The organism is Paenibacillus sp. FSL R7-0210 (assembly GCF_038009085.1).
GTDB classification, from domain to species: domain Bacteria; phylum Bacillota; class Bacilli; order Paenibacillales; family Paenibacillaceae; genus Paenibacillus_AQ; species Paenibacillus_AQ silagei.
In genome coordinates this window covers 65,233-83,462 of the sequence record NZ_JBBPAR010000002.1, presented here as the reverse complement: position 1 = coordinate 83,462, position 18,230 = coordinate 65,233, and the positions used below count along the sequence as shown (strand labels likewise).

Sequence of the window (18,230 nt, the reverse complement as noted above, 5' to 3'; positions counted from 1 at the left end):
TAGCATGATCCCTCCCCGTACATTGACTAATCGTTAGAGTATCTCAATGTTAGCGGCTGGTTCTCGTCAAGCCCTACTTTCTCAATATCTCCCTCTTCAATAGTATTATTAACAAAAAGTTTCCAGTGCTTCTCTTTATCATTTTTTATATCACCTACCTTAATTATTTGTCCATTCTGATTTTTTTCGATTAGCATCCCCTGTTCAGCATTGTCTGAAATGGCCTGAAGTGCTTTCCAGACTGTGGGGTTATCATCAATAATCTTAACGGTCTGAAGAAACAAAATATCATCTTCATTATAAATAACTACATTAACTTTTGTTTCCACATCTCCTTGACCTGTGTATTTTACGCCATGATACTCAGGAGAAATCCCATCCCCCTTTTTACTTCCGCATGCTGTTAACGATAATGCAATAACCATTACCACAACTAATATACTGTAAACGGGTTGTGTAGAATTCACTTTAGGTTGAAACACTATTATTTCCCCCTCCAAGATTATATTAAACTATTTGCTGTCCCTCGCTCATTCACTAAACCGGATTCGTTCCATCAAGCTCTCCTTGCTTAAGCGCCACTGCATGTAGAAGGTAGTCCCTATTTGAACTGTGAAATAGGCGAATAATAGGGTTAGCATGGCTGTCATTGGCAGTTGATATTGGACATAGGCGGCGGATTGCTTGAAAATTTCAACACTATAATATCCTACTGGTATACCCAGTGAAAAAGTGAATAACAGACTAATTAGAATAACCATTAAGCCTTCGCTGCCTAATTGTAAAATCAGCTGACTCCGTGACAATCCGATAGCTTCAATTAAGCTAATTTCCCGCTTTCTAGAATTCATACTCGTTAAATTGGAATTTATTAAATTAAATATGCTAATAATCATCAATGCTGAAATAAGACCATTAGCCGCCAACTGAAGCACTTTCTTCATCCCATTGAACTCTTGATATATTTCTTGAAAAGAAGTGAATGTTATTCTTCGATCGGCATTTGCAATCCCTTTGAGGGTTTGCTCTACCTTCCCTTGTTGGCCTTGATCGACTAAAACACTAATCTGCTTAATACGTTGATCTAAGTCCAATCGCTTAAACAGGTTCTGATGCGCAATAAGAGCTCCACCCTCTGAAGTACTACCTTTATACGTAACATAATTGGGCAATACACCGACAATAGTGAATACATGTTCTTTCTTTCCTTCTCCATACTTTGCCAATCGTATTTTATCACCCACTTTGTACCTTCCATCTTCCGCGACCGCAATGAGATTATCACCATTTCTCAGTTCTGTAAGCATAGAATCATCTTTCCCGAGCATCTTGAGTGTATTTTTCATTAAGGCATCATCGTAAGCATAAATATCCGTTCGAATTTCCGGGTTTTTCATACTCGCCATGTCCTTGAGATGAAGGTTTGCATCTTGTTTGTTATAGATCAAGACATCATACATTTCTGTTAATACTGTCTTGACACCAGTAATAGCATCTACTTGGTTTATAACTTTGTTATTTAACAGATCTAGGTTTACATCAGTTCCACGGTAAGCAGCAGTACTTAATTTATAATCACCAGGCACCATACTTCCAGCCATATTATTAATATTAATACTACTAAGAATACTCCAAGTGACCACAAAAATAAGTCCTGTCAGGGTAATCGATGTTATGGTAACCCAAGTGCGTTTACGGTATCGGATCATTTGTGCCAATACCAGAGCAAAACCGCTAATTGAGTTTTTGAATTTTTTTTTGGTCTTATGACTTCTCTTTCCCAAGTCTTCAGCGGGATTATAACGAATAGCTGCAATCTCCGTAATTTTTCCTACTTTTTTAGCAGGAATATAAACAGAAAATACAACGAGAATCAGACCTGTAATTAAAGCAATACAAGCAATGTTAGGAGACAGTTGAACATATAATTCGGAGCTACCACTAGCCATATTTCCTAAGAAGGGAATAAATGCTGCACTTCCCCCTACCCCCAGCAAAAGCCCCATAAAACTCCCAACCAGCGAAATCATAAGTCCTTCCGTAAGAATCATCTTTCGCAGTTGATTAGGAGTCATTCCTATTGCTTTCATCATCCCAAATAAACGGATCTGTTCTGATATATATATATTGAATATGTTATAAATAACCATGGCTGCACTAATTATAATTACAAACACAACAATGGTTACTTTCAGAATAGATAACGGATTCTGCTCATATGCGCCATTGTAACGTTCATTTATTTGTATTTGATCATCTTTTAGCTGAGAGCCCTCACCAATTTTGTGAGCCGTAGATGAAGCATTAAAGTCTGAATTCAAAAGAGCAAATAGAACAACATCCGGGTTAGGACTATATTGCCTGGAAAGGTTTTGAGAAATAAACATTAGACCAGCTCTAACCGTTTTACGTACGGCGATATCATCAATAATGCCAACTAGCTTAAATTTTTTTGTTATATGTTCTGTTTCCCCTGCATTCATAACTTGCAAATTCAATGGAATTACTACTCCTATGTTAGGAGAAAAGCCAAGTTCCTCAATTACCCATTTATCCAATACAATTTCGTCGTCAGTGACCGGAGCCCTCCCTTGCATTAATTGAATCAGTCCTTCATTAATTCCCTCTATATAACTTATAGCCATATTAATATTCAATTTTTCAAACGTGTCCGACTTAACATTTTTACTGATATAGGAAACATAGTGCTTTTTTATCTTCGGATTATTCTCAAGAGCTTGTTGCTGCTCCGGCAACAAATGCTCATACTGCACATGATAGGCACCTAGCTCATTAATCGCTTCACGCTTGCTCCTCTGGTCGTCAGAGTAAAAATAAGTCAGCACCACAAAAATTAAGGCTACGGCTAAAGCAACTGTACCTACAGTCAATAAGGTCCGGCTTTTGTGATGACGTAGATTTTTCAGGGATACATTGTGGACAGTAATCGTATTTTTCATCCTTCTACCTCTACTGCTATGGAACCGTCCACCACTCGAACAGTCCGACCTGCAAGCTTAGCCACTTCGTCATTATGCGTTACAACAATCAAAGTCTGGTTATATTTCTCTACGGATAAACGCAGCAAATCCAAAACGTTGTTGCTAGAACGGCTATCGAGATTTCCTGTGGGTTCATCTGCGAGCACAATAGCCGGTCTAGCTGCCAATGCACGGGCAATTGCCACCCTTTGCTGCTGGCCGCCAGACAATACTGTGGGCAGACTGGCCCGCTTTTCATAGATCCCCAAAGTATTTAAAATATCTTCAATATAGCTAACATCTGCTTTCTTCCCATCCAGCCCAATGGGTAAAATGATGTTCTCCCACACATTAAGTGAGGGTACCAAATTAAAAGCCTGAAACACAAATCCGATTTGGCGGCGGCGAAACACTGCTAGTTGACTCATTGGCAATGTATAAATGGAAGTCCCATTTATGATGACCTCACCGCTTGTAGGAGCATCCAACCCCCCAATGATGTGCATTAATGTACTTTTGCCTGCACCAGACTGTCCAACAATAGAGATAAACTCACCTTTCGCCACTGAGAAATCAACATTGTGGATTGCCTTCACTTGACCTTCTCCACTTCCATAATATTTACATAATTTCTTTCCTTCCAGAATCATATCGGCGCCTCCCTTTATACGTGGATACAAAAATATCCTCCCCTAAGTGGTTCTCTAGGAAAGGATATCCAATAGTTATCTATTATTTATCAACTTTGGTGCAGCAAAATCGAAACTTTCACACAGGCGCCACCTGACTTATTGTTCGTTAGCTGAATACTGCCCCCTTGCTTCTCAGCCAGTACCTTGCAAATATTCAACCCCATGCCATAATGGCTCTCCTCAGCTTCCGCCTTGCTTGTATAAAATGGCGTGGTAGCAAGCTTCAGATCCTGACTTGAGAACCCTTTGCCATCATCACTGACTGTAATTGAAAAGAACCCCTCATCCATTTCAAATCGTACAGAAATCGTCAGACTCGCATAACGAAGGGAATTGGCAATTAAGTTTTCGTATATCCTGGTAACCATTCCTGTATCAATGTTCAACGATTGTTCAGCGATTTGATTTTCAAATGATAATTCCAATGAATGTTCCCGTGCCAGAAATTCAGCCAAACTGCTTAGTTGTTTCAAAAAAACGGAAACCTCTACTTGGGTCCATGCTACCGAGATATCTTCGAGTTTTTGGGCCTCGCCCATAATTTGCACATAATTCTCCAGCCGTAATATATGTATACTCATAGTTGTTATCGTATCCAGCAGCTTCTCCTTGCTTATTTTACCTTCTGGAAGATATCTATTTAAAAAGTCAGTGTATCCGCGCAATACGGTCAGTGGTGTCCGCAAATCATGTGAAAAAGCGGCATTTAACTGTTTTCTGTCCTCTATAGAACGCCACATCTGACGGTTGTTATCCTCCAAAGCAGCTCTCATGCTCTCAAAAGACCTGCACAACTGCCCCATTTCATCTTCGCTATATTGCAGAATATGAAAATCCAAGTCATTATTGGATATTTTAGCAGAAGCTTCGCGCAAAATCCCAATCGGTTGTTTGAGCTTATGGTGGTAAAACAACAAAGAAGCCGCCAGGGTAGCTAGCCCAAAAAATATCAAAATGGACCAGGAGTCCAGAAAACTGCATAACTTAATAATCTGTTCATCTGTATAAGAATAATCTGTATTAAAATCCTTCATGTTATAGATAATGGCTGGGTTCTCAATGTCCGCTGAGGTGTAAGAGTCGTTATACTTCAGAAACATATTATTACGTATCTGGCCTGCCCCAGTAATAGTAATCACACTAAGGAGTCCGGCAATAAGTACAAATACAAGCATATAGATCATAAATGTCACCCTAATGGATAAGTTACGCCAACCTTTTATTACCCTACCCATTTATAGCCCACACCCCATACTGTTGAAATGTATATGTGATCACTAACCTCATTAAATTTAGACCGAATTCTTCTGATATGCTCTGCAACAACGATGCTATCCCCTTCATGATCCAGGCCCCAGACTTTTTCATAGATATGTTCTTTATCAAAGACTTGACCGCTGTTCATGGACAACAACTCAATAATACCAAATTCTTTCTTGGCAAAAGAAAGTGCGCGTCCTTTGTAATACACCCCTCTGGCGGAGTAGTCGATCACTAAATCATCTGAAAATCTGGTTTGTGTCTTAACAGATTGTCTTCGTTCACGGCGCAGATGTGCCTCCACCCTGGCTCCAAGCTCATCAATGCTGAACGGCTTCACAATATAATCATCCCCACCCACTCGAAAGCCATTAATTTTATCTGACTCTTCCACTTGCGCAGTCAGGAATATAATAGGGCAGGATACGAAATCCCGTATACGAGTGCACACCTCAAGACCATCAATCTCCGGCATATTAATATCCAGTATAATAATGTCTGGATTATACACTACTTTGCGTAATGCCTCCCCGCCGCTCCGCGCGGTTAAGACCTTATAACCATTTATCTCAAAATAATCTTTCAGCAGATTAACTATATCCGCCTCATCATCAACAATAAGAATTTGATTATTCATAGCTCATACTCCGCCTTCCTCGCCGGTACTTCCCCGTTCCCCGCCGAATATCGCTCCTTCCGCAAGCCCCGACACGAACCGCTGCAGCCAGGCATAGTACTCGGCCGCGTGCTCCAGCTTCTCCAAATCTCTGAGGCAGGCCTGCCGCTCCTCTTCGGGTGTGTCTGGTGCATAGGCCAGTGCCTGGAGGCCCGGGACCCCGGCTCCCATGGCTTCCTGCATCACATCGATCTCCCGCTGAAGCTTCAGGGTGAAGAAGTTCCGGAAGGCCTCGAAGAAGTCTGTCTCCGCTGCGTACAGTTCCTTCCGCTCACGCTTCTCCGGAAGCTTCGTGACCATCCGGGAGGCGATCAGGGAGCGGACTCCGTAGCTCATATTGCTTTTACTCATATTCATGACCTGCTTCATTTCCTCCAGCGTCATCGGCTTGTCCTCGAAGAACATCACTCCGTACAGCTGGCCGAAGGAATAATTCGCTCCATATAAATCCATGGTCTGGGCTATGGCATCGATCACCGGGCCGAGCAGCTGCTCCCGGGGCGAACGGTGCGGATGTTCCTCGCCGAATGCGGCCTGCTTCATCAGGTGGCACCTCATTTTCACATAGAATCGTTCTCTCTACCTTACACAATACCGCAGCTTTACCGCAATCATCCTACAAATTTTACACAAAATCCGACCGGGTTTTACCCCCGCTTGACCACAAGCCTGCCTCATGAGTGTACAATTTTTTTTGAACAGAGGAGCTGTCCTCTGCATTATACCGCATCAACCAATATGAATGAAATGGAGAATATGGACGAAAATGACACGTTCAAAATTATTCAGCGGCTTGAAGCCCGTGCTGTTCACTCTGCCGGCCATGATTCCTTTCGCCGTATTCTGGCTCGCGCCGCTGCTGTATGTGCTGTATCTCAGCTTCACGGAATGGGATTTCATGAGCCCGGAGAAAACCTTTGTCGGCTGGCAGAATTATACCGATCTGCTCAGCAACCCCGCTTTTTACAAAGCGCTAAGGGTGACCGTTCTCTTCTGTCTCGGCAGTGTGCTGCCGGTGATCCTGCTGGGACTGGGTCTGGCCCTCCTCATGAACAGAAAGCTGAAGGGCTCAGCCCTCTATCAGATCCTGCTGTTCTCGCCTTGGGTGACGCCGACCGTCGCTGTGTCTATCGTCTGGTCCTGGATTTATCAGCCTGAAGCCGGGCTTGCCAATGCGGTGCTGAACTTCTTCGGCCTGGATTCCATCGGCTGGCTGCAGGACCCCAAATGGGCATTAACCGGCGTCCTGCTGGTCACGATCTGGAAGTCGGTCGGCTGGGCAATGATCTTCTATCTGGTGGCGCTGCGCAATGTACCTTCCGACCTGCTGGAAGCCGGGGAGCTGGACGGGGCAAGTCCGGTGCAGAAGTTCCTGCGGATTACATGGCCGCTGATCTCGCCGACTACTCTTTTCTTATTCGTGGTGCAGTTAGTCTCGGCACTTCAGGCCTATGACCAGATTAATGTCCTGACCCAGGGCGGCCCGTCCGGCTCCACCCGCACTCTGCTCTATCTGTATTATCAGTCCGCCTTCGAATCGTTCCAGATCGGAGAGGCTTCTTCCGTAGCTGTCGTTCTGGTCTTGATCTGCATGCTGCTGTCGGTCCTCTCTTTCGGAATCAGCAAGCGGACCACTCATTATCAATAGAAGCTTTACTATCAGCCCTTAAGGAGGTCTCACCGCTTGCCTATATTCACAACTATCAGCAGGCTGGTCCGCCAGATTTTTTTCGCCGCGCTTGCTCTTCTGATGGCCTTCCCGTTCTATTGGATGGTTACGAGTGCCCTCAAGACCAATGATGAGATCTGGCGCTCCCCGCCCACACTCTGGCCTGAGGTGCCGCTGTGGGGCAACTTCGCCGCTGCCTGGAACGAGGCGCCGTTTGCCAGATATATGGGTAACAGTATCTTCGTCGCTGTCTCCATTGTCCTCCTGCAGACAATCAATTCCGGGATGATGGCTTATGCGCTGACGCATATGAAATTCCGCCTGAAGGGCGTTTTTGCCGGAGTGATTCTGTTCGGTTATATGGTTCCTGCAACGGCAGTCTACCTGCCCGGATACCTGGTCCTCTCCGAGTTACACTTGCTGAACTCCTATGCGGGCCTGATTCTCTCCAACTGTGTGAGTATCTTCTCGATCTTTCTGATCAGGCAGGCCTTCCTTCAAGTCTCGCATGAGCTGGTGGAGGCCGGTGAAGTGGACGGTGCCTCGCATATGCGGATTCTATGGACGATCCTTGTGCCGGTCACAAGATCCTCATTCGCCGTACTGGCGCTGATTACCTTCATTGACCAGTACAACAATTACTTCTGGCCGATGCTCATTACGAAGGACCCCAGCCTGCAGCTGGTCTCGGCCGGTCTGCGCAGCTTCTTCGTGGAAGGAGGTGCTTACGGACTGAAATGGCCGCTCATCATGGCCGCCAGTGCCTTCACGATTGCTCCGCTGCTGCTAGTCTTCCTGCTGGCGCAGAAAACGATAATGCAAAGTGTCAACATGACCGCAGGCTCAAGCAAAGGCTAAACCCTAAACTTCAATACCCAAGAGGAGAATGATGATGAACGTATCAAGTGGAAACAGCTTCGCCGTCCTTTTAAAGGACCGTACCGTTCCAGCGAGAAATTCTTCTATTTTCAAAAGGTTGTCTGCAGTATCCCTGATCGCCGGACTCTCCGTGCTCACCGCTTGCGGCGGAAATGCCGCTCCCAACAATGCAGTCACAGCGGACGGAGCAGCTGCCGCAGTCCCTGCTGCCAATGCCGCTCCGGCTGGAGGCGCACCGGTCACGATTGAATTCTGGTATGGGCTCGGCGGCAAGCTGGGTGAAAATATGGAATCGCTCATTCAGAAATTCAACGCCTCCCAGCAGGAGGTCATCGTCAAGGGAATCGTGCAGGGGGATTATACAGAGACCGAACAGAAGCTTCAGGCAGCGATTGCTGCCGGGCAGGTCCCGGCGGCGGTCCTCTCCTCCAATATCGATTGGGCGCGCAAGGGTTATTACGCCGCGATGGATGAGCTGATTGCCGGGCAGCCGGACTTCAATAAAGAGGATTTCGTCCAGACCTTCCTGAACCAGGGCCAGGTTGACGGCAAGCAGTATTTCCTCCCGATGTATGGATCGACCCAGGTGATGTACTACCGTAAGGATGCTTTTGCGAAGAGCGGCATAGACGCCAGCCAGATTAAGACCTGGGAAGACCTCGCTGCGGCCGCAAAAAAGATGACTGTCTCTGCAGGCGGCAAAACCACCTTCTACGGCTGGGAACCGATGTGGGGCTCCGGCAATATGATTGATGCCGCTCTCAGCAAAGGAGGCAGTATTCTTAGTGAGGACGGCACCAAGGTCACGATTGATTCCCCGGAGTGGATCGACGCCTGGGAGTTCTTCCGCAAAGCAATTCATGAGGACAAGACGATGCGCATTCATTCGGGCGGGCAAGGCTGGGAGTACTGGTACAAGACGATTGACGATGTGATGAAAGGCCAGGCGGCCGGATACACCGGCTCCAGCGGCGACCAGGGCGACCTCGATTTCAGCGTCGTCTCCGCTATGGAGCAACCGGGCTGGGCTGGAGCCGGCGAAGGCAAACCTGTCGCGGGGGCGAGTATGGCCGGTATTCCTGCCAAAGCCGGAGACGCCGAGAAGCAGGCAGCGATGAAATGGCTAACCTACTTCACAAGCTCCGAGAATACCGCGTTCTGGTCCATCAACACCGGCTATATTAGCGTCCGCCAGTCTGCGCTGGAAGATCCGGCATTCGTCGCCTTCAGTGAGAGCAATCCGCAGATCAAAATCCCGCTACAGCAGGCGGCTCATGCTTCCCCTCCGTTCCAGGACCCGACAGGCGGCAAAATTAATGATGCCTTGACCATCGCTGCGGATAAGGTGCAGATTGAGAATATCCCTGCAGCCGAGGCGCTGAAGGAAGCGCAGCAGACGGCTCAGGCGGCACTGGATAAACTGAAATAGAACGGCTGAACAAATTTCTATAAATGAAGGGGGACGCTGCGTGATTGAGCTTAACACTCCGCAAGGAAACTATCCCATATCGGCCATCCTGTTCGACAAGGATGGAACCTTACTACAGTTCGTATCCCTCTGGGGAAGCTGGGGTGAGTGCTTCCTGGACCAGTTCACCTGGAAGCTTGAGCAGCGCGGACTAAGCTTCCCTGAGCAGCACCGGGCCTCCCTGCTGGGAACGGTTCATGATGCCGCAGGGAAGATCACCGATTACGACCGCAACGGTCCGCTCGCCATGGGCACGATGAGCGATCTGTACGCCATTGCGTCCTGGCAGGGTTATTCTCTCGGCCTATCCTGGGCCGAAGCGGTAGAACTGGTGGACTCCTGCCGGAATGCAGCGGATGCGATGCTGGAGCAGAGCCGTCCGGTCCGTCCGCTTCCCGGGCTGGTGCCCTTTCTGGACGCGTGCGCAGCCCAGGGTATGCCTATGGCCGTAGTGACTGCCGACGAAACGGCGGCAGCCGAGAGTCATCTGCGCTGGCTGGGCATCCACCAGTATTTCACCGCCGTGATCGGCACAGATCAGGTGGAGCGGGGCAAGCCCTTCCCCGACATGGCGCTGCTTGCCTGCGGGCGGCTGGGGGTATCTCCGGCTCAAGCCGCCGTGATCGGCGATACGAACGGAGATATGCGGATGGCGAAGGCAGCGGGCGCTGCGGCAGCCATTGGGATTGCTGGCGGAATTACCGCCGGGCTGGCGGCAGACACGCGGGCTGCCGGGACTCTTTTGCCGGATGCAGATTGTATCGTGTCCTCTTATGCGGAGCTTGGCGTACGAAGGATGGTACGATGAAGGCCGAAGGGGCCATGGCCTGGGTATTTCTTGCCTTAGCTATTGTCTTCGAGCTATCCGGAACGGTCTCCATGAAGCTGTCGCATGGCCTCACCCGGCCCTGGCCCTCTGTGCTGATGTTCGTATTCTACGGAGTCAGCTTCACCTCACTGAGTGTCGCCCTCACCTCCATTAAGGTTGGAGTCGCTTATGCCGTATGGTCCGGGGCGGGTATCCTCCTGATTTCTCTGGCAGGGGCATTGTTGTTCGAAGAGCGGCTGACGGGCCCCTCCCTCCTATGGGTGACTGTGATTGTAGCCGGAATTATTGGTTTGAACATTAGTACCAAGGGGCATTAGCCTAACGAATATAAAATATTTCAAGGAGGCTTCGCTTGCCTATGAATACATTTGCCACACCCGACGTTACTGAACCGCTGTTGACGTTCCAGATTATTACCGACACCCATGTCACGGCCGATCCCGAGCATGAGTACAATCAGAACTTCGGACGGGCGCTTGAGGATATAGCGGGACATACTCAAGGCAGCAGCGGAATCATGCACATTGGAGATATAACAGACAATGGCTTCCCGGAGGAGTACGAGGAGGTCCAGCGTATTCTTGAGCTGCATCAGGCGTCCTTGCCGCAGCTTCATTACACCTTGGGCAACCATGATGTCGGCCTCGGGCATTGGGAATCCCGCCTTGCGATGTATACTTCCCGTATGGGGATGCCGGGCCCCTATCATGACCACTGGATCTCAGGGTATCATTTCATCTTTCTCGGCACAGAGGAAGGGCTGCCTACGTTCTGCAGTCTATCCGCTGAACAGCTGCAGTGGCTGGACCGCAAGCTTGGTGAACACGCACCGGACAAAGCGAAGTCTAACGGGCAACTGCAGAAGGACCTGGAACAGACTCACCTGCCGGATCAGCCCGTCTTCCTCTTCCTGCACCAGCCGCTGAAGGATACGGTAGCCGGTTCACTGGAATCTCAGGAATGGTACGGGGTAACACAGGATCAGGAGCTGCGCACTATTCTGTCGCGGCATCCGCAGACCTTGCTGTTCACCGGACATACCCACTGGGAGCTGGAGGTCAGCAACACGATGTTTCCCGGCAACGGGCAGACGGCTACAATGTTCAATGCTGCTTCGGTGGCCTACCTCTGGACGGATGCAGATGAACACAAGAGCGGCAGCCAGGGCTATTATATAGAAGTCTATGCTGATAAAGTGCTTGTGCGGGGACGGGATTTCACTACCGGAACCTGGATTGAAGCGGCGCAATATGAGGTGGCGTATCCCGTTATCGCTCTACGGTAAATTAGGGAATCATTGATGTATCAAGCAGGAGCAATGTGCTTCCTGCGCAACAAAAGACGGCCCTCTCTCCCAAGAGAAGGCCGTCTTTCGTTTACTTCGGTATAGGAGTCAATCCGTTTATCTTCTATTTAAAAGCAGGCAGCGCGATGTCCGCGTAATTATCCTCCAGGAACTTCTTCACTTCCGGGCCGCTGATCGCCTTCGCCAGCTTCTGGATGGCTTCGGAATCCTTGTTGTCCTCACGGGCAACGAGGGTGATGGTGAAGGCGGAATCTTCACGCTCGGTGATCAGCGCATCCTTCTTCGGAGTCAGACCCAGCGGGCTCGCGTAGGCTGGCGTCATCGCTACCAGATCCGCATCATCCAGCATCCGGGCCAGCATCAGCAGATCGACCTCCTCGAACTTATAGTTCTTCGGATTGGCAGTAATGTCAGCTTGGGTAGCCTGAATTCCTACCCCATCCTTCAGCGTGATCAACCCGGCATCTGCGAACATTTGCAGGGAGCGTCCAATATTGGAAGGATCATTCGCCATCACGAGCGTTGCTCCCTCGGGCAGATCAGCAATATTCTTGAAGCGTTTGGAGTACCCGCCGTAGATGGCATCATATACAGGCTGAACCGGCACCAGCTTTGCCCCTTTGCTGGCATTGAACTGTTCCATGTACGGGACATGCTGGAAGAAGTTCGCATCCACCTCTTTATTCGCCAGTGCTTCGTTCGGCTGCACATTATCGGACAGCACGACAACCTCCATATCCACGCCTTCTTCCTTCAGAATCGGCTTCACGATGTCGAGGATATCTGTCATTGGCGGAATCAGCGAGGCTACTTTGATCTTCACAGGCCCGGTGCTGGTTGCCGCCGGTGTCTCTTCCGCTTCTTTGCTGTTGCCGCAGCCTGCAAGTGCAAGCGTCAATACAAGCAGTACCAGTGCAAACGTGGTGGTTATTCTTCTTCCTGTTCTCTTCATGATATCTCTCAAGCCCCCATTATTGTATAGTATTCTAGCGTTTGTCCAGCAGTCTGGCTATCGTGCTTCCCGTGAACTGGATGAGCTGCACCAGCACAATCATCACGAGAATGGCGTAGATCATCACCTCAGTCTCGAAGCGCTGATACCCGTAACGGATGGCGAAATCACCCACCCCGCCGCCGCCGACAACCCCCATTACGGTTGAAAAAGAAATGAAGCTGATCGTAGACGCCGTGAGTCCCAGCACAAGCCCTGAACGGGCCTCTACATACAGAAATTTGAAGATGATTCCCAGCTTGGATGCTCCCATCGACAATGCCGCTTCAATCGTTCCCCGCGGAACCTCCAGCAGTGATTGCTCTACCAGCCGTGAGTAATAAGCAATGGCAACGATCGACAGCGGCACCGTGGCCGCCAGTGTGCCAATCGACGTACCTACGACCAGCCGCGTGAACGGAATCAGCGCCACCACCAGCAGCAGGAACGGAAACGAACGGATGACATTGACGATGCTGTTCAGCACCAGGGACAGCCCTCTATTCTCATACAACTGGCCTTTGCGGCAAAAATACAGCAGTGTCCCCAGCGGAAGCCCCACCAGCAGCGCAGCGCCTATGGCAATGCCGACCATAACAAAGGTCTCGCCGATAGACTGCCACATCTGATCCTGGTATTTCAGCATACTCTCAAACATGGGATGCCCCCGTTCTGCCGGTGATTCTCTCCCGGAAGGAGCCTGAATGCGTTCCCGGCGGGAGGAAGCCGCCCTCGCCGCGGGAGAAGGAATCTACGATCCGTCCGCCCTCCATGACGGATACCTCGGAACAGATGCTCCGCACAACGTCCAGCTCATGGGTAACGATCACGATGGTTACGCCCAGGGAAGCATTGATATGGCGCAGCACCTCCAGAATATCCGCAGTGGTGCCCGGATCAAGCGCAGATGTCGGCTCATCGCACAGCAGCAGCTTCGGATTGTTCGCCAGCGCGCGGGCAATCGCTACCCGCTGGCGCTGTCCGCCGCTGAGCTGGGCCGGATATTGCCCGGCTTTGTCTGCAAGGCCTACGAATTGCAGACATTCCTCCACCCGCTTCATCCGCCCTGCACGCGGCACTCCGGCAAGCTCTAGAGAGATCGCCACATTCCGGCTGACAGTGGCATTGCCGATCAGGTTAAAATGCTGAAAGATCATACCGATTCTCTGCCGCTGCCGGCGCAGCTCCTTGTCCGGCAGCTCCGTAAGCCGCTGCCCGTCAACCGTAACCGTTCCTGCATCGGGCCGCTCCAGCAGATTGATCAGCCGCAGGAGCGTGGACTTCCCCGCCCCGCTGGCGCCAATAATACCGTGAATGGCACCCGCCTGTACTTCAAGTGATACCTGATCGACAGCCGTATAAGGGCCGTCCTTCAGAGTGAAGCTCTTGCTAACCTGACTCAGCGAAAGAATATGAAGCCCTCCCTTACAGACTGCCTGAACGTACTCTCTGAACCTCAGGACTTATTGTACTATAATTATTTAAAATCTGTTTCATTAAAAATCTCTTTAAATAATAAGGCATTTCTTCCGCTGTGTCATCATTTTTTTCAAAATGATTGCTAAGCCCTTGGAAGAGCAGAGCATTATAAGGATGCTCGCCGCTCTATGGGATTATTCAAGGGAAGCAGGATAGTAGCACAAAAACGGGTGCAGTCCCTGGTAGGACTGCACCCGTTTTGCTATTTTGCATACATCAGTCTATTCGCTCTGAACGCTTATTCTTTCACACTGCCGACATTAAGACCCACTACGAAATACTTCTGCATGAACGGATACACCAGCAGTATAGGTACGGAGGCGACCACTGTGATAGCTGCCCGGATCGAAATCGGCGTGACCATCGCCCGTGCTGAATTCTGATCCATCCCCACCCCGTTGGTTACGGTAGGGTTCCCGTTAGAGTTCATCGTTGAAGACAGCAGCTTCATCAGCTCATACTGCAGTGTACTCAGATGCTGCTTGGAGGAGGTGTAGATGAAAGCATCGAACCAGGCATTCCAGGCTCCGACCGCCACGAACAGCGCAATCGTCGCCAGCACCGGCTTACAGAGCGGGAAAACGACCCGCATGAAGATTTTGAAATCCCCGGCGCCGTCGATTCTGGCCGATTCCATCAGACTCTCCGGTATCGTACCGATGTAAGTGCGGATGACGATCATGTTGAACGCGCTGATCATCGATGGAATAACATAAACCCAGAAGCTGTTCAGCAGGCCCAGGTCCTTAATCAGGAAGTAGTTCGGGATCAGACCTGCGCTGAAATACATCGTCAGCACGAAGATTACAGTAATAAACTTACGGAAGACATACTCCCTGCGGCTTAAGGTATACGCCAGCATGGTGGTCAGAAAAATATTAAGCAATGTAGAAACCACTGTACGTGCCACTGAGATCAGGAAAGCATCAAAGATCGTTCCGGTAGCAAAAATCGCCTTGTAATTCTGAAAGGTCCACTGTCGTGGCCATAAGTAAATGCCGCCGCGGATCGTATCATTTCCTTCATTAAATGAAACAGCAATGGTATTGATGAATGGATATAAAGTCACAACCACCAGACAGACCATGAAGACCGTATTGAAGGAAGTGAACAAAAACGGTTCAAGTCTGCCGGTGCCTAGGTTTCTTTTCGCCGTAAAGCCTGCTTTATGCCCAGGGCTAATCTGCCGGTTATCCGCCATTATAACAACCTCTCTTCCCCAAGCCGCTTGGAAATCCCGTTAGCCATAAGCAGCAATGTCACGCTGACCACCGTTTTGAAAATCCCGCCAGCGGTTGCGAGTGAATAATTCCCTTGTGCAAGTCCATATTTAAGCACGAAAATATCTATCGTTTCGGCCCAGTCTACTACCAGTCCGTTGCCGAGCAGGTACTGCACTTCAAAGCCTGCTTCCAGCACATGTCCTATGGACATAATCATCAGAATAACAATGGTTGCCTTGATGCCAGGCAGGGTTACGTGCATCATTTTCTTGTAACGGTTCGCTCCGTCAATCTCGGCAGCCTCATACAGGGCAGGGTCAATGGAAGCGATGGCTGCCAGATAAATAATCGTATTCCAGCCTACTTCCTTCCACACATGTGAAGCCCCTACGATTCCCCAGAAATATTTGCCTTCACTGAGCCACAGAATCGGCTCTTTAATCAGATGCAGCTTCATCAGAACGATATTTACAATCCCGTCATTGATGGACAGCGAGGTGGCCACAATACCGGTAACGATAATCCATGACAGGAAATGGGGCAGATAGGAGATTGTCTGCACGGTTCTTTTCCAGAATACTTTCTTAATCTCGTTAAGCAGCAGCGCCAGCACGATGGCTGTAACGAAGCCGAGGATCAGATTGATAACCCCCATAGCCAGCGTATTGCGCAGGACACGAATGAAGTTATCATCGGTGAACAAAAACTTGAACTGCTTCAGTCCCACCCATTCCTGCTCACCGAAGGACTTGGCCGGTCTGTAGTTCTGGAAGGCCATGGTCCAGCCCCACACAGGAACGTAGGCAAAAAGGATAATGTAGAGCATTAAAGGCACAGACATCCAGATCAGCTGTTGTTGATTCTTAATTACGCGCCAGGTAATCGGCTGCTTTTTCCTCTTGTTCTTCTTCGGACGCCGGACGCCAGTATCTATTTCTAAGGTCTCATCCATATTCGTTGTCTCCTACTCCATCAAATTAATGTAAGGTGGAAGGCCGGTTGACGGCCTTCCACCTTCTAAAACCCGGTACCAGACCTTACATTATTTACTCCAGTTCTCAATTCTCCACTTAATTTGCTCATTGATCTTGTCTTCGTAAGCCTTCACATTGGCTTTCTCGATCTGTTCCGTATAATCGGTCCATACGGAATCGAATTCGGCCGGCTTGGCAAGAATGGCTTTCGGCAGGAACTTGGTCTGCAGCTCATTTAGCTTGGTACTGGCGATTTTGGCATCCGAGCCTTCAATCAGGTCGATGGACCAGGCAGGATAATACACAGGGTTTGGCGGCGGATCGCTGAAGAAGTCCACGTAGGAATTGAAGCCATAGGCATCCAGAACTTCCTTATCGTACGGCTTCAGGCCTGCTTTGTATTCTTCCGGCTGTGCAGCGGCATCCGTGGAGTTGCCGTCGCTGTAGCTTCCTTCGGTCTTAGGCAGATATTCGAACAATGATTTGGCCTTGTTGGCCAGCTGCCAGGTTGCATCGGCTGCATCATCACGCTGCTTCTGGGTTCTCATGAATCTGCCGTTCTCAACAATATAATCCTCGCCTTCTACACCCCAGGAGAACAGCTTCTGCCACTTCTCATCCATCAGGGTGTCGAGCAGCTTGATAATCTTCACCGGATCTTTGGCATTAATGCTGATGCCGAAGCCATTGTTAAGATTGAGCACCGCAAGATCGCGGTAGTGGTCTTTGGTCGACTCATCGTATACCAGCGGAAGACCTACATAAGTGCGTTCAATTTTATTCTGGGTCGTCAGTGAATCCTCAGCAGCGTTGAAGTTCCAGTGCTGGTCGAACATCCCCAGAACGGTTCCGCTGGATAGCTTTGCCATATACTGGTCGTAGTTCTGCACAAAGGTTTCTTTGTCGATAATGCCCTTCTCGTTCATCTCGTTCAGCTTCTGATAGTACTTCTTGGCATAATCCTTATTGGCAAATACCTCGGCCACGCCGTCCTTCACGACTACGCCGCCATCATTCGGATGTCCGATCAGATGTTGAGGTGCGTTGAACAAACCCCAGTTTTTCCAGTCATAGTTCAGAATTTCGAACCCGATGGTCGGGCTTCCGTCGATTTTGGGATACTTTGCTTTATATTGCTCAATCAGGTCAAAGTACTGATCCAGTGTCTTAACCTTCGGATAATTGAATTCCTTAAGCACTGCTTTTTGAATCCAGAAGGCCGGTCCTGAATACCATGAGCTGTTGACCTTACCGTTATATACACCGTAGTTAGGCAAAATATAAATATGTCCGTCATTCGGGTCCTTCATCATGTTCCAATATTCTGCATAATGCGCTTTCAAATTCGGCGCATGCTCTTCGATCAGGTCTTCAAGCGGGATATAAGCCCCTGCTGCTGTAAGCTTGGTGCTCCCGGTCATAAGGTCCGGATAATCCTGGCCTGCAATCATAACGCCCAGCTTCTGGTTAATATCGCCTGCCAGGAATTCCATATCGAAGCTGGCACCGGTCTCCTCTTTGATCTTCTTGTAGATCTTGTTGTCCGGTGTCGGCTGTTGCCCGGCTACCCCGATAAATGCGCTAACCTTGAACGGTTCAACCTTTCCTCCCGTGTTAGCTGAAGCAGAATCCGCTGTTGTTGTCGCCTTTGCTTTGTCAGTTGTAGCAGCATTCTTGTCGTTGCCCCCGCCGCAGCCTGACAGTGCGAAGCTTAGGGTTAATAGAGCAACCAGGGAATACTTAAACGTCACTTTCGACTTGCCCCCCATAAAGCACCTCCATAGTGTATTGTCTTTAATTTGT

Annotated in this window: 18 protein-coding genes; 6 read left to right on the top strand and 12 right to left on the bottom strand. The window is 49.2% G+C overall.

Annotation, left to right across the window (positions count from 1 at the left end; translation table 11 throughout):
• Positions 1-26: 26 nt before the first annotated feature.
• The 6 genes from MKY64_RS33190 to MKY64_RS33165 form a co-directional block, all read right to left on the bottom strand.
• The gene (locus MKY64_RS33190) at positions 27-482 is read right to left on the bottom strand and encodes a hypothetical protein (protein WP_340958337.1); all 456 of its coding nucleotides are present in this window, start codon (positions 480-482) and stop codon (positions 27-29) included.
• Between the two features lie 48 nt (positions 483-530).
• Positions 531-2,960, bottom strand: a complete 2,430-nt coding sequence (locus tag MKY64_RS33185) for an ABC transporter permease (protein WP_340958335.1) — start codon at positions 2,958-2,960, stop codon at positions 531-533.
• Complete coding sequence (locus tag MKY64_RS33180; RefSeq protein ID WP_036731124.1) at positions 2,957-3,631, bottom strand: ABC transporter ATP-binding protein; 675 nt, start codon at positions 3,629-3,631, stop codon at positions 2,957-2,959. Before MKY64_RS33180 ends, MKY64_RS33185 begins: the two co-directional genes overlap by 4 nt.
• An 89-nt stretch (positions 3,632-3,720) precedes the next feature.
• Entirely contained in the window at positions 3,721-4,857 is a 1,137-nt protein-coding gene (locus MKY64_RS33175) for a HAMP domain-containing sensor histidine kinase (protein WP_340958333.1), read from the bottom strand.
• Positions 4,858-4,895: 38 nt separating this feature from the next.
• Complete coding sequence (locus MKY64_RS33170; RefSeq protein WP_036731187.1) at positions 4,896-5,570, bottom strand: response regulator transcription factor; 675 nt, start codon at positions 5,568-5,570, stop codon at positions 4,896-4,898.
• A gap of 3 nt (positions 5,571-5,573) precedes the next feature.
• Positions 5,574-6,152 carry a GbsR/MarR family transcriptional regulator gene (locus MKY64_RS33165; RefSeq protein ID WP_340958330.1) on the bottom strand — a complete coding sequence of 193 codons (579 nt, stop codon included), beginning with the start codon at positions 6,150-6,152 and terminating at the stop codon, positions 5,574-5,576.
• Between the two features lie 223 nt (positions 6,153-6,375).
• On the opposite strand from MKY64_RS33165, the gene MKY64_RS33160 reads away from it, so the two are divergent.
• From MKY64_RS33160 to MKY64_RS33135, 6 genes are read left to right on the top strand one after another with little or no spacing between them, the layout of a single operon-like run.
• Positions 6,376-7,257, top strand: a complete 882-nt coding sequence (locus MKY64_RS33160; protein ID WP_076081990.1) for a carbohydrate ABC transporter permease — start codon at positions 6,376-6,378, stop codon at positions 7,255-7,257.
• Between the two features lie 36 nt (positions 7,258-7,293).
• Positions 7,294-8,136, top strand: coding sequence for a carbohydrate ABC transporter permease (locus MKY64_RS33155; protein WP_340958328.1), 843 nt, complete (start codon positions 7,294-7,296; stop codon positions 8,134-8,136).
• Positions 8,137-8,170: 34 nt separating this feature from the next.
• Positions 8,171-9,586, top strand: coding sequence for an ABC transporter substrate-binding protein (locus MKY64_RS33150; protein ID WP_340958327.1), 1,416 nt, complete (start codon positions 8,171-8,173; stop codon positions 9,584-9,586).
• A 40-nt stretch (positions 9,587-9,626) separates the two neighbouring features.
• Entirely contained in the window at positions 9,627-10,433 is an 807-nt protein-coding gene (locus MKY64_RS33145) for an HAD family hydrolase (RefSeq protein WP_340958324.1), read from the top strand.
• A complete protein-coding gene (locus MKY64_RS33140; protein ID WP_340958322.1) occupies positions 10,430-10,771 on the top strand; it encodes a DMT family transporter in 342 nt (113 codons plus the stop codon). The genes MKY64_RS33145 and MKY64_RS33140 overlap by 4 nt, the downstream gene beginning before the upstream one ends.
• Positions 10,772-10,812: 41 nt before the next feature.
• Positions 10,813-11,739, top strand: a complete 927-nt coding sequence (locus tag MKY64_RS33135; protein ID WP_340958320.1) for a metallophosphoesterase family protein — start codon at positions 10,813-10,815, stop codon at positions 11,737-11,739.
• Positions 11,740-11,863: 124 nt separating this feature from the next.
• Here MKY64_RS33135 and MKY64_RS33130 read toward each other — a convergent pair whose 3' ends face one another.
• The 6 genes from MKY64_RS33130 to MKY64_RS33105 all read right to left on the bottom strand — a co-directional run bounded on the left by MKY64_RS33130 (position 11,864) and on the right by MKY64_RS33105 (position 18,196).
• The gene (locus MKY64_RS33130; RefSeq protein ID WP_051478475.1) at positions 11,864-12,712 is read right to left on the bottom strand and encodes a MetQ/NlpA family ABC transporter substrate-binding protein; all 849 of its coding nucleotides are present in this window, start codon (positions 12,710-12,712) and stop codon (positions 11,864-11,866) included.
• A gap of 34 nt (positions 12,713-12,746) precedes the next feature.
• The gene (locus MKY64_RS33125) at positions 12,747-13,409 is read right to left on the bottom strand and encodes a methionine ABC transporter permease (protein ID WP_036731110.1); all 663 of its coding nucleotides are present in this window, start codon (positions 13,407-13,409) and stop codon (positions 12,747-12,749) included.
• Positions 13,402-14,163 (bottom strand): methionine ABC transporter ATP-binding protein, encoded by a 762-nt coding sequence (locus tag MKY64_RS33120; RefSeq protein WP_081751369.1) that lies wholly within the window; start codon positions 14,161-14,163, stop codon positions 13,402-13,404. The genes MKY64_RS33125 and MKY64_RS33120 overlap by 8 nt, the downstream gene beginning before the upstream one ends.
• Positions 14,164-14,468: 305 nt before the next feature.
• Complete coding sequence (locus MKY64_RS33115) at positions 14,469-15,431, bottom strand: carbohydrate ABC transporter permease (protein WP_036731108.1); 963 nt, start codon at positions 15,429-15,431, stop codon at positions 14,469-14,471.
• Complete coding sequence (locus MKY64_RS33110; protein ID WP_036731106.1) at positions 15,431-16,405, bottom strand: ABC transporter permease; 975 nt, start codon at positions 16,403-16,405, stop codon at positions 15,431-15,433. Before MKY64_RS33110 ends, MKY64_RS33115 begins: the two co-directional genes overlap by 1 nt.
• 90 nt (positions 16,406-16,495) lie before the next feature.
• Positions 16,496-18,196, bottom strand: coding sequence for a sugar ABC transporter substrate-binding protein (locus tag MKY64_RS33105; RefSeq protein ID WP_340958319.1), 1,701 nt, complete (start codon positions 18,194-18,196; stop codon positions 16,496-16,498).
• Positions 18,197-18,230 lie beyond the last annotated feature (34 nt).